A 14534-nucleotide genomic window follows, 5' to 3' on the forward strand; every position below is an offset into this window, starting at 1 on the left:
TCTGATCTCATCGTCGTCGAACCGTGGCCGCAACGCCAGAGCAAGGCGCTCGCACCTAGATCGCCTTGATCTTGAGGAAGGCGAAAGCCACCATCTTCAGCAGCATCCAGCCGTGGCGGAAGCGGGAGATCTGCGTCTCGCCATAGGTGCGCGCAGCGTAGCGGATCGGAAGATCCACCGATTTCAGATTGAGCTTCGACGCCCCGAAGATCAGATCGAAATCGCCGAACGGATCGAAATCGCCGAAATAGGCCTTGCCGGCCTTCAGGCGCTGATAGTCACTGCGCCGCAGCACCTTGGTGCCGCACAGCGTGTCGGTGTAGCGCTGATTGAGCAGCCAGGAGAACAGATAGGAGAAGATCTTGTTGGCGATCAGGTTCAGGAAGCGCATGGCGCCGTCGTCCATGGGATAGACGAGACGCGATCCGTTGACGAACTCGCCCTTGCCCGACGAGAGCGCCTCGGCGAATTTCGGAATCTGCTCCGGCGGCATGGTCAGGTCGGCATCCAGGATGATCAGGACATCGCCGCGCGCCGCGTCGAACGCCGTGAACACGGCGTCCGCCTTGCCCTTGCCGGGCTGGCGCATCACCTTGATGTCCTTTTGGGGATGCGCCTGCCTGACCCGCTCCATCTCCTCGAAGGTGCCGTCCCTGCTATGGCCTTCGATGAAGATGATCTCGATGTCGTTGCAGAAGTCGGGAATTCTCAGCACGGCCTGCTCGATATTACCGCGCTCGTTGCGGGCCGGAACGACAACCGTGGCCGAGGAAAACTCTTCGCTCGCCCTGCGGCTGGAACGTGCGACCAGATAGTGCCGGAGCGACAGCTGACGGATTCCGGGCAGCACGCTGACGAAGCGATTGAGAAAACGCCCGAGCCCGAACATCCGGACCGGTGAAAGTACGCGCTGCTCCGATTTCACGGGATCGAAATCCGCAAGCTCGGCAAGGCTGCGAAGGTCGGACGGCGACAGCACGTTCTGATCCGGTTGCGGCATCCGCAGGCCCACGAGCTCGGCCAGCTTCAGCACCGGATACCAGAGATGCGAGAAATAGCCGATCACCACCCGCGTATCCCGCGTGCACAGCGGATGAAGCTGGGCAATGAACTTCTGGCAATCCTCCAGCGAGCCGATCGTATCGAGCACGAGGATGAAATCGAACGGGCCTTGCAGCGCGCCAAGCGTTGCGGGGTCTTCGGCATCGCCCTCGACGAACGCGAGATCGGGGTGGCGTTGCCGCGCGATCGCGATTTGCCTGCTGCAAAAATCGATCCCGACGCCATGGGACGGGGCGAGGCTTGCGAGCGTATCGCCGACGCCGCATCCGATATCGAGGACGCGGCTCCCGGGCGGGATCAAAAACCGGAGATAGCGTTCATCCTCGTGGTGGAAAAAACCGTTCTTCTCGCGCCAGGCCACGCGATCGGCAGCGGCCCGGTCGACGTGATCGAGGATGCCTGCCTTCCGCGGGGACAGGCAACCCGAATTGGCAATCAGGTCCATGACCCGGTACGGGCTCTGCCTTGCCCGCTCGCATGAAAACGTACCGAGATATCAAACGCGACGGCGTGAGGCGCCGCAGACACAAAAACACACATAAAAACAGTCCCCCCAGACCGCAGACTACTCAAGCGCAAGTGACGGGCGAGATCAACAAAAACATCCCTTGGCGAGGGACCAAGCACCGACGTTCAGATTTGGAATGGCGATTTCCTGCATGAACCTGACAGCCCCTCACCTTCGACCAATGTCCGAAGGAAACCGCGACGCGCGTGAAGGACCAAGTCCATGGCCATCGAGCACAGCAAATCGGACGGCCAGCTCGGCATCTCCTCGGCCGCAACGGCACCCCCACCCTGGATACGCCGTACGACGCCGTATGCGCCGGACCGGCGCGCCAGGATGCTGGAGCATATGGCGCGCGCCAGATCCCAGCCGCAGTCCCAGGCCGCGACGTCGCCGTCAGAGCCGGCGGACAAGAGCGTCATGGAATATGTGGTCGACTTCGCCTTCCGCATGATCCTGTTCGGCCTCATCGGCCTCGTCTTCCAGTCACGCTTCCCGCTGTGCCTCGGGCTGTTTTTCTTCTTCACCGACGGCGAATTCATTGAATGGGTGCTGCGGAAAAGCGGTATCCGGTTCGAACCCGACGCAATCGGCCCCGACATCGTCAGATGCTTCGTCTCCTGGTTCGGATGGGGCACCCTGCTCGCGTCCTGGAAATCCTCCGCGCCTCAATGGCTGATGTCGTGGATGCCGCCGGGCACGTCCTGGTCGTTCATCGCCGTCAGCTCTCTCCTGCTCGCCATTGTCGACGCCGTCGCGGCGACGATCATGCGGCGCGCATTGCCCTGGTTCGGGCTCAAGATCGGGCGGGACAGCCTGGCATGGACACCGATCCAGTTCCTCGTTTTCGTGGGCCTCCTCGCTCCCCTGATCCTTTTCGATTATTCGACGTCCACGATCACGCGCTGGCTCGCAGGTCTTTGAACCGAAGCACTGTCAGGTCTCCGCGCTGACTCTTAATGACGCGGTTGTGAATTGCACAGGTGACAATCGGGACTTTTTGCCGCTCACTCCGGCTTACTACCGGCCCCCGCGTTTACCGGAAATTTACCCCTGCTCATGAGCGCCGGTATCATTTGCTTAGAATTTGATTGCTACCGTGGAATTACGGAAATCATCCGAAACCACGATTGGCGCCCATGTCCGTCGCAGAATTCCTCAGGCAACGTGCAGTGGAAGTCACTGTGAACGGCAGCTACTCGCTGCCGCGCTGGTACGATTGCGAGGGCAAGCTCCGGACCTTCGCCTGCCGCACCAAGCGCGTCTCGCCCTTCCGCATGATCGTGGACGTGCCGGTCGTCGGCAAGGTCGGCGAACGCGTGACCTCCTATTTCCAGGATTTCGGCGAATTCCAGTGCACGATCAGCGCGACGTTGAAGTCAGGCTTCCTGATGGAACTCGACATGACCCGGGCGCGGCGCGCCTGGATGTCGGAAAAGCTGACTTGGCTCGAGAAAAAGCAGAGAGACGCCAGCATCCAGGAGCTGCGGCGCGACGCCCGTTTCGTGCCGCAGGCCTCGCATACCTTCCTGACGCTCGCCGACGGCAGCATCCATCCCTGCTTCATTATCGATGTGTCTACGGCAGGTGTCGCGATCTCCTGCGAATACGACCCGCCGGTCGGAACGCCGCTTGCGGTCGGCGCCTGCGTCGGACGCGTCATCCGGAAGTTCGACAACGGCTTTGCGGTGAAATTCGCCGAAAAGCAGCAGCGGGATGACCTCGTCCGGCTGATCGTCCGCTCGCCGTTGCAGCAGTCGGCCTGATCAGGCCGCCCTGCCTCCGCACCCCGCCCTATCTCGGCCCCATTGCGGGATCAGCGTTTGAAGTCTGTGCCTCGTGCCGGACGTCATTTGCAGACTTGCGATCGGGGGACCGAATGGCAGTCGACAAGATCAGGGTTGATAAGATCACTTGGGACCGAGTTGGCCGGGTCACCGAGCCCGGACGCTACATGTACACGTTCGGCTGGCTCACCATCACCGCCGGCGATCTCGCGATCTGGCAACAATATCCGCAGGCCGCATTCACGTTGCTCGGACAGTACGCCGAGCCCCATGAGGCCGTAGGCAAGGAATTCCATCTCGGCGCCTTCGACGTCGCGCCCGACGGACGGCCGCCCTTCACCACCCATTGAGCGCACTCGCCGATTCGAGTCGAGGCAACGCGTGTTTTCCGTAAGGACCGATTGCGCAGGGCGCAGAACCGCGCGGGAACGCATGGCACGGGCGTTGCTTAGTCAACCGCATGACCCATCTCGCTCCTGTCGACCAAGCCTTCCTGCTGCTGGTGATCGTCTTCTGCCTGGGCTCGTGCCTGATCCGCGCCTTCTGGGAGCTGGAACAGGCCCGCGCCCGGCGCCGCGCCCCTTGGCCTGGCCGGCAGACAACGAAGCGTGACTAGGCCGGTCTCGCAGCCCGCGGATTGTCATTGTACCGTCTCTTGCGGCCACTGGACTTGGCCGCAAGAGACGTGCATCGTGAATCGAAGAAACCTTCTTATTCCTTTGATCTAGCTCATCAATCGCGACCTGATATGGGGCACGCGATTGCCTGCCATTGATATCGAACAGGTCCTGTCATGCGATTGACTGCATTCATAGTTCTGGCCTCCGCCATGAACGGGGGCGCGTTGGCCCAACCTCTGGACTGCCGGACGATCGCCGAGCCCGCGGCGCGGCTCGCCTGTTATGATAAGGCCAACCCGCCGCTTGCCGCGGCGACGTCACCGAAGTCGGCCCCCGCGCCGAAGTCGCAGGCCGATTCCGATAAGGACACGAATCCGCTGGGTGCCGAGGATGCCCTGGTGACGGCGCGGATGAACGGAATCTGTCGCGGGTGTTAAGCGAGCCGACGGCCGACGCATGACACATGGTCGCATTGGCGGAAGTGGATAAGCAGGCCCAGGGAACCTATTTTCGACGCCGATGTACCTGATTGAAGCGTTACCCACTGTGATCGGAACGGCCGCAATCGCGCCGGCGCTGCTGATGCTGTGGCTCGTCATTGCGGCCGAGGAGCGTCCTGGCCCCCCGGCCCAGGTCTGGACCGCGTTCCTGCTCGGCGCGGCCAGCATTTCGCTTCTGGGCCTTGCCCGCGCGCCCTTCGCCAAGATGGTTGCGGCACCCGACAATCCCTGGGCGGCGCTTGCCATGCATTCGATCTTCGGGGTCGCGCTGCCCGAGGAAGCCGTGAAGGTGATCGCCATCGTCCTGGTCTCCTCGACCAAGCGGCGGACCTTCGCCAATCCGATGGACACCGTGGTCTATGGTGCCGCGGTCGGCCTCGGCTTCGCGGCTTACGAAAACCTCGCTTATCTGGTCCAGCATGCCGAGATGTGGCGCTCGCTGGCCGCCTTGCGCAGCGTGCTCACCGTGCCATTCCACGGTGCGCTCGGCATCATCGCCGGCGCTTATCTCACAATCGCGCGCGCGGGCACGGCGCTGGGTGCGAACCGCCATCATCGCGACTGGTCCCGCCTGTCCAGCCGCCTGCTGATGCTGGCCGGCCCGCTGGCGCTGCATTCGGCGTTCGACTTCCCGCTGCTTACGCTTCAGCGTATGCCCGATCTCGATCCGACCATTCGGATGTGGCTGGGAGCCGCGAGCCTTCTAATCGGCTTCAGCTCGATTGCCTTCGCGATGCGTCTGGTGCGGCGTGTCGCGCGCCATCATGCACCGCGGACCGATATCGCACGGGAACGGCTCAGCCAGCTGCGCCGGATGTGGGCGCTGTGGCTCGCAGGCGGCGGCGTCGGCTTCCTCGGCCTCGCCTTCGTGCTGACCTCGATCCATCATTGGCTGATCAATCCCGAGCGCAATCTGACGCTGGCGCTGATCCCGATCGGCCTCACCTCGATCCTGCTCGGCATCGCGCTTCTGATCGTCACGACCGCGATCTACGTTCTCGGCCGCAACCGGATCCGCACCAGCGGCGAAGGTTTTTCGTCAGCGCACGGCGGCGGTTGAGCCGCGGGATAGCAACCGCGGCTTGTGCGTATTAGATTAAGCCGCATCAATCTCCGCGACGTGAGAGGCCATCATGACATCGCCCGAAGACTTTTCACGGCTGCAATCCGTCATGGGCCAGGCGGTGAAGGCGCACTGGAAGGCATTTCTGTTCGAAGGCATCCTGCTCGCCGTTCTCGGCATTGCCGCGCTGATCCTGCCGCCGCTGGCGAGCCTTGCGATCGCGATCTTCCTCGGCTGGATGTTCCTGATCAGCGGCATCGGCGGATTGATCGTGACCTATTGGGCGCGCGCCACGCCAGGCTTCTGGTGGTCGCTGATCTCGGCGGCGCTGGCCGTGCTTGCCGGGATGCTGCTGCTGGCGCGGCCAATGCAAGCCGTGCTGACGCTGACCATCGTGCTCGGCGCCTATTTCCTCGCCGAGGGCGTCACCACCATCATGTACGCGCTGGAGCACCGCCGCGAGCTGAGCGGCCGCTGGTCGTGGCTCCTGATCTCCGGCCTTGTCGATATCGCCATCGCGTTCATGGTGATCACGGGGCTGCCGAGCTCGGCCGAGTGGGCCATCGGCGTCCTTGTCGGCATCAACCTCTTGTTCGGCGGCGCCACCTTGATTGGCATGGCGCTGGCGGCACGCAACAGCAACACCTGAGGGGTCTCGTCGCCTGCCAAGCCCGATGGGGGGGGTGACAACGCACCAAGGGCGCGCTATATGGCCCCGATGATCACCGTCGCCACCAGCTATTTTTGGTACTTTAGCTACGACAGCTCGCTGGCGGCAGGAGGATCGCGCTCAATCTGAATATTGAAGCAAACGTCCGAACAGCCGCCAGACCTGGCGGCTTTTTTATTGGCCGGCAGGTTCTGAAACAAACAGGAGCCCGCCGTGCTGAGCACGACCGACGATCTTCGAATCCGCGAACTGAAAGAGCTGAGCACGCCGGAAGAGGTGATGCGGGAAGTCCCGCGCACGCTCACGGCAACCCGTGTGGTCATGGCATCGCGCAACGCCATCCATGCCATCCTCAACGGCCAGGACGACCGCCTGCTGGTCGTGGTCGGCCCCTGCTCGGTGCATGATCCCAAGGCCGCGCTTGACTATGCCGAGCGTCTTGCCGCCTTGCGCGAGGACCTCGCCGACCAGCTTGAGATCGTGATGCGGGTCTATTTCGAGAAACCGCGCACCACGGTGGGCTGGAAGGGCCTGATCAACGATCCCGATCTCGACGGCAGCTTCGACATCAACAAGGGCCTGCGCCTGGCGCGCAACGTGCTCTCCGCCGTGAGCAATCTCGGCTTGCCCGCCGGCGCCGAATTCCTCGACATGACAACGCCGCAATATATCGCCGACCTGGTGTCGTGGGCTGCAATCGGCGCACGCACGACCGAAAGCCAGATCCATCGCGAGCTGGCTTCGGGACTATCGTGCCCGGTCGGCTTCAAGAACGGTACCGACGGCAATGTTCGCATCGCGGCGGACGCCGTGAAGTCGGCCTCGCATCCGCACCATTTCATGGCGGTGACCAAGCGCGGCCGCTCGGCGATCGCGTCCACCGCGGGCAACGACGATTGCCACATCATCCTGCGCGGCGGCAGCAAGCCGAATTACGACGCCGCGAGCGTCGCGGCGGCCTGCAACGAGCTGGCAAAGTCCGGCGTCGCGCCGCTGGTGATGGTCGATGCGAGCCACGCCAATTCGAGCAAGAAGCCGGAAAACCAGCCGCTGGTCACGGCCGACATTGCCGGCCAGATCTCCGGCGGCGAGAACCGCATCATGGGCGTGATGATCGAGAGCAATCTCGTTGCCGGTCGCCAGGACGTGGTGCCGGGCAAGCCGTTGACGTACGGTCAGAGCATCACCGACGGATGCATTGATTGGGCGACCACGGCGACCGTGCTCGAGCAGCTTGCCGATGCGGTCGAAATCCGCCGCAACACCGCGCGCGCCGGACTGCACGAGCGCTCCGCGTAAGCCAGCCAAAGGCGGGCCGGGCGATGCTGTTCGCGCCCTGCCCGCTACCTCGCAGTGGCGCCTAGCAGCCGCGGCAGATGCTCTTGATCTTCTTGTCGAGCAGAGCGTCTTCCTTGTTCACGGGATTGTTCGGATCGTTCAAATTCTTCTCGTTCGGCACGTCGCCGGCGCGCGGCTGGCGATGACCGACCGGCGCCTGCGGCACCGAGCCGGAGGCGCCGCCGCCCGATGTCGATCCCTTGGTTCCGGTCTGCGCGACCGCAGCACCGCCGAGCAAGACCACGAGCGACACGGCCACGATGATCTTCTTCATGTCGTTCCTCCACTCCTCAAGCCGGCGTCTCTTCTGGCCCCACTTCACGTCTCGGGCGGATAGAGATGAACGTCGCCGCAATAATCCACGATACGATAGCGCGTTTCCAATTCCGCATCACCCGCATCCGGTGCGGTATTTTGCGCCGCCAACACATAATTCGGTCCCACCGGCGACTTGCCGGCGCCGCCGGGAATATCGATGACATAGTCAGGCTGACACAATCCTGACACCCGCCCCCGCAGCTCCCGCATCAAGGCCTGGCCGTCCGCCAAGGTCGTGCGCAGATGCGCCGTGCCTGGCGCTAGATCGCCGTGGTGCAGGTAATAAGGCTTGATCCGGCATTCGACGAAAGCTCGCATCAAATCCGACAAAGCGGTGATGTTGTCATTGACGCCGCGCAAAAGCACGGACTGGCTGACCATGGGAATCCCGGCATCGACGAGCCGCGCGCAGGCCGCGCGCGCCGGTCCCGTCAGCTCGCGCGCATGGTTGGCGTGCAGCGCCACCCAGGTGGTTGCGCCCTCGGCCCTCAGCGCGGCGACCATCTCGTCGGTGATGCGCGCAGGGTCCGCTACGGGCACGCGGGTGTGAAGCCGGATGATCTTGACGTGATCAATGCCAGCGAGATCAGCCATGATCTCGCTCATGCGTCGCGGCGACAGCATCAGCGGATCGCCGCCGGTCAGGATCACCTCCCAGATTTCGCTGTGCGAACGGATGTAATCGATCGCCGCGCGATAGCCGCTGTCGGACAGCGCGTTCTCCTTGCCGGGGCCGACCATCTCGCGGCGAAAGCAGAACCGGCAATAGACCGCACAGACGTGAACGAGCTTGAACAGCACGCGATCGGGATAGCGATGCACGATTCCGGGGACCGGCGAATACGGATGATCGCCGATCGGATCGGCGCTCTCGCCCGGCTGCATCTCGAGCTCCGCAGCTGTGGGAACGAACTGGCGCCCGATCGGATCATCGGGATCGGCGGCGTCGATCAGCTCGACCAGCGCCGGCGTGATCGCAACCGCATAGCGGGCGGCGACGCGCTCGAGCGCGGGCAGCGAAGCGGCCGGCGCAAGGCCCTCGGCAACGAGCTCGGCCGGTTCGCGCAATGTGCGTGCAAGGTTGGTCTTCGTCATGTCTCAGTTCATGGTTCACCCGCAGGCGGCGTCCACACCACCTGGTCAATCCGTGTTGCGCCGCTCGCCAGCATCACCAGCCGGTCGAAGCCGAGCGCGACGCCGCTCGCCTCCGGCATTTGAGCGACCGCGGCAAGAAAATCGTCGTCCAGCGGGTAGGCTTCGCCGTAACGGCGCTGCTTTTCCGCCATCGAGTCCGTGAAGCGGCGGCGCTGCTCCTCGGCGTCGGTCAATTCGCCAAAGCCGTTGGCGAGCTCGACGCCGCAGGCATAGACCTCGAAGCGCTCCGCGACCCTGGGGTCGTCCGCCTTCACCCGCGCCAGCGCCGCCTCTGGAGATGGGTACTCGAACAGGATGGTCAAACGCCCCTGACCGAGATGCGGCTCGACATGCTCGACCAGGACCTTGCTGAAGATGTCCGACCAGGTGTCGTCCCCGGCCACACGAACCTTGCCGGCGGCTGCTTCGGCGAGCGCGGCACGATTACCCTCGCCGCCCGCGATTGTCGACAGCAGATCGATGCCGGCGAACCGGTCGAAGGCGCCTGCGACCGTCAGGAGCTCGGGCTCGGCAAAGGGATCGGCAGTGAGGCCGCGGAAGGTGAACGTGCTGATGCCGGTCGCCCGGGCCGCGCTGGCGACGACGACGATGGTGTCGGCCATGATGGCGTCATAGGGCGCACTGGCGCGGTACCATTCCAGCATGGTGAATTCGGGCAGATGCAGGTCGCCACGCTCGCGGTCGCGGAACACCCGGGCAAACTCGAAGATTCGCGTCTCGCCGGCCGCCAAAAGCTTCTTGCAGGCGAATTCGGGGGAGGTCCGTAAGTAGCGGCTGGCCCGGCTGCCGTCGGGCCGCGTGATCTCGGTCCGCGGGGCGTGCAAATGGGTCTCATTGCCCGGCGACACCTGAAGGACGGAGGTTTCGACCTCGACGAAGCCCTGCTCGGCGAAAAAGCCCCGTAAAGCCCCGGTAATGGCCCCCCTGGCCTGGAGGAAAGGCCGCCGGTCGAGGTGCCGTCCCGGCGACCAGAACGGCGAAATCGGCTTGTCCCCAGCCATCAGCCAAACGCCCCGCGGGTCAGCAAAAAGCTGGCATCCAACGGCAAAATCAGTATGTTGCGGCCCGAAACGGGCGCCGAGGTCCGATTTGCGGCCCCCAGTCCCCCATCATTTTGACCACGTCCTGGCCTGAGCCGGGCCAAGCAAGCAGGAAATACAGCTTTGAGAGTCATCGCCAGTTCTATTCGCAAGGGCAACGTGATCGAGCAAGACGGCAAGCTCTATGTCGTCGTGAGCGCCGAGAACATCCATCCCGGCAAGGGCACCCCGGTCAGCCAGATCGAGATGCGCCGAATCTCGGACGGGGTAAAGATCTCCGAGCGCTACAAGACCACTGACCAGGTCGAAAAGGCCACGATCGAAGAGCGCAACTTCACGTTCCTGTATGAAGATGGCGACGGCTTTCACTTCATGAACCCCGAGACCTATGATCAGGTCCAGGTCTCCAAGGACGTCGTCGGCGACGCGGCCGCGTATCTTCAACCGGACATGACTGTCAAACTGTCGACCCACGACGTCAACGTGGTCTCGCTCGCGCTGCCGCAGCGCGTGACGCTGGAAGTGGTCGAGACCGAGCCGGTGACCAAGGGTCAGACCGCCTCTTCCTCCTACAAGCCGGCAGTGCTCTCCAACGGCATCCGCACCACGGTGCCGCCGCACATCTCGGTCGGCACCCGCATCGTGGTGATGACCGAGGACGGCTCTTACTCCGAGCGCGCCAAGGACTAAGCGAGGGATCAGGGACAGGTGCCGCCGGGGGGCGAGACAGTGGCCAGGAAGAGTTTCCGCTTCGTCTCGCTTCTTCTGGCGTCGCTGTCGCTCCCCTTCGCAACGCCGCTGGCCGCCGACGAATTCCGCAGCCCCTCACTCACAGCCCTGCGCATCGATTGGCGCGCAGCGCTCGACCAGCTTCGCACCGAGATCAATAGCCGCCCGCAGGTCGCCGGCGATTTCATCTTCGTGCCGCGCCGCTCGGTGCCGCGCTACGATGCGCGCGCCACGCCGGCGCTGGTACAGCTCAACGCAGTTTCCTCGCAATTCTTCACCGGCATTGCCCGAAGCGCGGTGCCCGTGCTGCTGCCATTCGACGCCGCGGCCTATCTCGACGCGCAGCGGAGCGGCGCACCGTCCAGCCTGTCACTGTCGCGCTACCAGGCCGATTTCAATCCGGTCGACATGTTCGATGCCGGTCCCGCCGGCTACAGCGCGAGCTTTTCGCTTGAGCCCGGCGCCGGCGACGGCATGCCGTCACGTACCTTCGCAAGGCCGGTCGAGGTGCAGATCACAGGCTCGGCGCTGGTCTACGACATCGCCGATCCCGCCGGCGGCAAGGGCGAGCCGGTCAAGCCGCTCGCAGCCATCTATCCGGATCTGCGCAAATTCATTCGCGAAGGCTACGTGCGCTACGCCTTCTCCCGTTTCGGCGTCGCCTATGTCGTCTCCATCCAGTGCCTGGACAGCGTCGCAAAGCCGCGCCGGCTTGCCTGCAAGGAGGCCTATCCTGTCGCCGAGCGCTTCCTGAAGGCGCTACGCATCGCCGGCGGCCATCGCATGCGGCCGTTGATGGAGATCGCCTCCGACGTGATTGATCGTCCCGCCGCACGCTCGGCGGATTTCAGCTACCGGCCGAGCGGTGACATCATCCCGAACACCGGGTACCGCAAGCAGGGCGGCCATCCCGACGTGATGGCCTATGCGCAGATCCGCTTTCCGCTGGAAAAGGTGCCCGCCTTCGTGCGCTCGCAATCCTACGCCAAGCGCGACAATGAACGTCCGACCGCTTATCCCTGGCGCGATAATTTCTGCGAGTCCCGCAGCTTTGAAGTCTGGCAATGCAGCGGCGGCTACGGCCACCAGGGTGAGGACATCCGCGCCGCCGACTGCCCGCCGCCGGGCGAGGCGCGCGAACCCTGCGACCCCAAGCAGCGCAGCGTCGTTGCCGTGCGCGACGCCATAGTGATCCGTGGCTCCAAGGACCAGGCCGCGACGCTCGAGGTCAACAGCCGCACCGAGCACATCCGCTTCCGCTACATGCATATGAACCCGCAAGCCATGAACGCCGACGGTTTGCTCAACGGCCGCCTCGTCGCCGAGGGCGAGAAGATTGGCATGGTCTCCAACTATCTCGACCATCCCGCCGGCACATCCATGCACCTGCATTTCGACGTCCAGGTGTTCACCCGCGACGGGTGGATCTGGGTCAGCCCCTACACCACGCTGGTCTCGGCCTATGAACGCCTGATCCGGGCCCGCGGCCGCGAGACCGGCCCCGAGGTCGCGGGCGCCGCGCAGCCGGTCGCCCACGCGCTGCCTGAGGATGTGGTCAAGCCCGACCTCCGCGAGGGATCGAGCAGCGAGGAGAACTGAGGCTGCTCAGGCCTCACCTGGCGATGCACGTCGATGACAATCCCATGACGGGCTCCCCGCCGCGCGAGGCCCGATCGGGTCGCTCCAGACTTTCCCTACGACCTATCCCTCTCTGGCCCCAGAATTGCTTGGCTCTCGGCAGGCAAACAGGATGAAGGGAAGCATATGCGTTGTCTCACCACGGTAGCCGTTCTGGCCGTTGCGTTCGCCGTGCCGGCTCATGCGGATGAATTGACCGGGACGTTGAAGAAGATCAAGGAGACCGGTGCGATCACGCTCGGGGTGCGCGACAGTTCAGTGCCCTTCAGCTATATCGACGAGAAGCAGAAGACCGTCGGCTACGCCATCGACATCTGCATGAAGATCGTCGAGGAGATCAAGGCCGAGCTCAAGATGGACAAGCTCGAGGTCAATGAGAACCTCGTCACCTCGTCCAACCGCATTCCGCTGATGGCCAACGGCACGGTCGATCTCGAATGCGGCTCGACGACCAACAACGCCGAACGCCAGAAGCAGGTGTGGTTCACCAACACCCATTTCCTCACGGCCAGCCGCTTTGTATCCAAGAAGGCGCTGAAACTTGATCAGGTCGACGACCTCAAGGGCAAGGCCGTCGTCTCGGTCTCGGGCACGACCAACATCACCCAGCTCAACAAGGCCAATGCTGCTCACTCGCTCGGCATCAACGTGATGAATGCCAAGGACGTCCCAGAGGCGTTCCTGATGGTCGAGACCGACCGGGCTGTGGCATTCGTCATGGACGACATCCAGCTTGCCTCGATGATCGCCTCCTCCAAGGATCCGTCGCTCTACGCGATCAGCACTGGCGCATTTTCCGATCCGGAGCCCTATGGCATCATGCTGCGCAAGGACGACGCGCCATTCAAGGCTGTGGTCGATCGGGCGACCGCAAAGCTCTACAAGAGCCCGGAGATCGAGAAGATCTACAACAAATGGTTCATGGAGCCAGTGCCGCCGCGCGGGCTGAACTTCCGCGTGCCGATGCCGGCCGCGCTGAAGAAGTCGTTCGAGCATCCGTCGGACAATCCTGATCCTGCGTCTTACGGGGGCTGAGGACAGCCCGTAGCCCCGGACCAGCAACGCGACATCCGGGATTCCAACGACAACCGTCCCCGGGTGTTCGTTCGCTCACCCGGGCGCGTACTCGAACTGGAGGAAACGCCTGGTGACGGGACTGGACGGCAGGGCCGAAGCCACTATCCGCCGCTGGCTCGCCGACGTTGCGATCGATCTCCAGGACGAGGCCTAGTCGCCTCCTCCGTCGCCGCCATCGCCCCCGTCGCCATCCCCGAAGTCGCCGAAAAAGCCGAAGTCGCCGTCACCCTGGATGCCGCGGCCGAAGTTCTCCGCGATGATCATCATGATCACGACCAGCAGTCCTGCACCGAACGGCCAGGGATTGGCGCTGATAATGTGGAACAGCTCTCGCATGCGCGTAGTCTGCGCTTGGAGGAACGAACCGACCGTAAAGCCGTCGCATCAAATTCAGGATTGTTGCTGTGCAAGCGACGCGCTAGTCGCCCTTCAATACTTTCTTAACCTCGCCGGCAGGCCAGCTCTCCCCCGCTGCAATCACCCGCACGCGGGTTCGGTCTGCGGCGTTGACCAGCACGTGCGAACTCACCCGGTCGCCGCTCGGCTCCAGGTGCAAATCCGTCTCGGGTTTCCAGCTCAGTGTCGCCGCGAGATCGCCTGGAAAAATCTGCCAGTGCGATCCGTCGTCCAGCTCGACGATATGGCTTTCCGCATGTGCGCGTATCTTCATTCCACCCCAAAGTCTTCGAAGCAAGCGGGCCCCGGCGGTTCGGCCGGGGCCCTGTGCCGTCAGTCGTTGTCGTGATGGATCACGGTCTTGCTGCGATTGCCGTATTCATCTTCCTTCTTGATCACCGTGGTGCGGTCGGCGGGCGCACGCTCCTTGATCACCGTGGTACGATCACGATCGCGATCGCGGTCGCGATATTCGTGGGACTCGCCGACCGTCACGCCGGCGCCGACCGGACCGACGTGAACACCAACCTCGTCCGCGAACGCAGGGGCCGCGATGGCCGTGACCATGGCGGCGGCAAACAGAACTTTCCGCATGTTGTCCTCCTCAATTGTGTGCGGAGGGAATGCGGGAGT

The 14534-nt window shown here is 63.6% G+C and carries 17 protein-coding genes; 10 read left to right on the forward strand and 7 right to left on the reverse strand.

The genetic code is table 11. From position 1 onward, the window contains the following. Positions 1-55 precede the first annotated feature (55 nt). A complete protein-coding gene (locus IC761_RS19340) occupies positions 56-1507 on the reverse strand; it encodes a bifunctional class I SAM-dependent methyltransferase/glycosyltransferase family 2 protein (protein WP_195798240.1) in 1452 nt (483 codons plus the stop codon). Positions 1508-1792: 285 nt separating this feature from the next. Here IC761_RS19340 and IC761_RS19345 point away from each other — a divergent pair, with 285 nt between their 5' ends. The 7 genes from IC761_RS19345 (at position 1793) to IC761_RS19375 (ending at position 7509) form a co-directional block, all read left to right on the forward strand. After that, a complete protein-coding gene (locus IC761_RS19345) occupies positions 1793-2494 on the forward strand; it encodes a hypothetical protein (RefSeq protein WP_195798241.1) in 702 nt (233 codons plus the stop codon). A gap of 215 nt (positions 2495-2709) precedes the next feature. After that, complete coding sequence (locus IC761_RS19350; RefSeq protein WP_195798242.1) at positions 2710-3336, forward strand: PilZ domain-containing protein; 627 nt, start codon at positions 2710-2712, stop codon at positions 3334-3336. A 113-nt stretch (positions 3337-3449) separates the two neighbouring features. Beyond that, a complete protein-coding gene (locus IC761_RS19355) occupies positions 3450-3707 on the forward strand; it encodes a hypothetical protein (RefSeq protein WP_195798243.1) in 258 nt (85 codons plus the stop codon). Between the two features lie 110 nt (positions 3708-3817). Next, on the forward strand, positions 3818-3973 hold the full coding sequence (locus tag IC761_RS19360) for a hypothetical protein (protein ID WP_195798244.1): 156 nt from the start codon (positions 3818-3820) through the stop codon (positions 3971-3973). Positions 3974-4496: 523 nt separating this feature from the next. Continuing rightward, a complete protein-coding gene (locus IC761_RS19365; RefSeq protein ID WP_195798245.1) occupies positions 4497-5537 on the forward strand; it encodes a PrsW family glutamic-type intramembrane protease in 1041 nt (346 codons plus the stop codon). Positions 5538-5610: 73 nt separating this feature from the next. Then, entirely contained in the window at positions 5611-6189 is a 579-nt protein-coding gene (locus IC761_RS19370) for an HdeD family acid-resistance protein (RefSeq protein ID WP_195798246.1), read from the forward strand. A 234-nt stretch (positions 6190-6423) separates the two neighbouring features. Further along, positions 6424-7509 carry a 3-deoxy-7-phosphoheptulonate synthase gene (locus IC761_RS19375; RefSeq protein WP_195798247.1) on the forward strand — a complete coding sequence of 362 codons (1086 nt, stop codon included), beginning with the start codon at positions 6424-6426 and terminating at the stop codon, positions 7507-7509. Positions 7510-7570: 61 nt separating this feature from the next. On the opposite strand, the gene IC761_RS19380 is transcribed toward IC761_RS19375, so the two are convergent. From IC761_RS19380 to epmA, 3 genes are read right to left on the reverse strand one after another with little or no spacing between them, the layout of a single operon-like run. After that, positions 7571-7822, reverse strand: a complete 252-nt coding sequence (locus IC761_RS19380) for a hypothetical protein (protein WP_195798248.1) — start codon at positions 7820-7822, stop codon at positions 7571-7573. 44 nt (positions 7823-7866) lie between these two features. Further along, positions 7867-8961: a lysine-2,3-aminomutase-like protein gene (locus tag IC761_RS19385; RefSeq protein ID WP_195798249.1), complete on the reverse strand. Its 1095-nt coding sequence runs from the start codon at positions 8959-8961 to the stop codon at positions 7867-7869. A gap of 8 nt (positions 8962-8969) precedes the next feature. Further along, a complete protein-coding gene (epmA, locus tag IC761_RS19390; protein WP_195798250.1) occupies positions 8970-10022 on the reverse strand; it encodes an EF-P lysine aminoacylase EpmA in 1053 nt (350 codons plus the stop codon). A gap of 162 nt (positions 10023-10184) precedes the next feature. On the opposite strand from epmA, the gene efp reads away from it, so the two are divergent. From efp to IC761_RS19405, 3 genes are all read left to right on the forward strand, one after another. Beyond that, entirely contained in the window at positions 10185-10751 is a 567-nt protein-coding gene (gene efp, locus IC761_RS19395) for an elongation factor P (protein WP_195798251.1), read from the forward strand. An 18-nt stretch (positions 10752-10769) separates the two neighbouring features. Continuing rightward, positions 10770-12389: a M23 family peptidase gene (locus IC761_RS19400; RefSeq protein WP_195798252.1), complete on the forward strand. Its 1620-nt coding sequence runs from the start codon at positions 10770-10772 to the stop codon at positions 12387-12389. Between the two features lie 165 nt (positions 12390-12554). Next, positions 12555-13463, forward strand: a complete 909-nt coding sequence (locus IC761_RS19405) for an amino acid ABC transporter substrate-binding protein (RefSeq protein ID WP_195798253.1) — start codon at positions 12555-12557, stop codon at positions 13461-13463. 192 nt (positions 13464-13655) lie between these two features. Here IC761_RS19405 and IC761_RS19410 read toward each other — a convergent pair whose 3' ends face one another. The 3 genes from IC761_RS19410 to IC761_RS19420 all read right to left on the reverse strand — a co-directional run bounded on the left by IC761_RS19410 (position 13656) and on the right by IC761_RS19420 (position 14495). After that, positions 13656-13841: a hypothetical protein gene (locus IC761_RS19410; RefSeq protein WP_195798254.1), complete on the reverse strand. Its 186-nt coding sequence runs from the start codon at positions 13839-13841 to the stop codon at positions 13656-13658. 82 nt (positions 13842-13923) lie between these two features. After that, on the reverse strand, positions 13924-14175 hold the full coding sequence (locus tag IC761_RS19415; RefSeq protein WP_195798255.1) for a hypothetical protein: 252 nt from the start codon (positions 14173-14175) through the stop codon (positions 13924-13926). A 59-nt stretch (positions 14176-14234) separates the two neighbouring features. Continuing rightward, positions 14235-14495, reverse strand: a complete 261-nt coding sequence (locus IC761_RS19420) for a hypothetical protein (RefSeq protein WP_195798256.1) — start codon at positions 14493-14495, stop codon at positions 14235-14237. Between the last annotated feature and the right edge of the window lie 39 nt (positions 14496-14534).

This window comes from Bradyrhizobium commune (assembly GCF_015624505.1).
GTDB classification, from domain to species: Bacteria; Pseudomonadota; Alphaproteobacteria; order Rhizobiales; family Xanthobacteraceae; genus Bradyrhizobium; species Bradyrhizobium commune.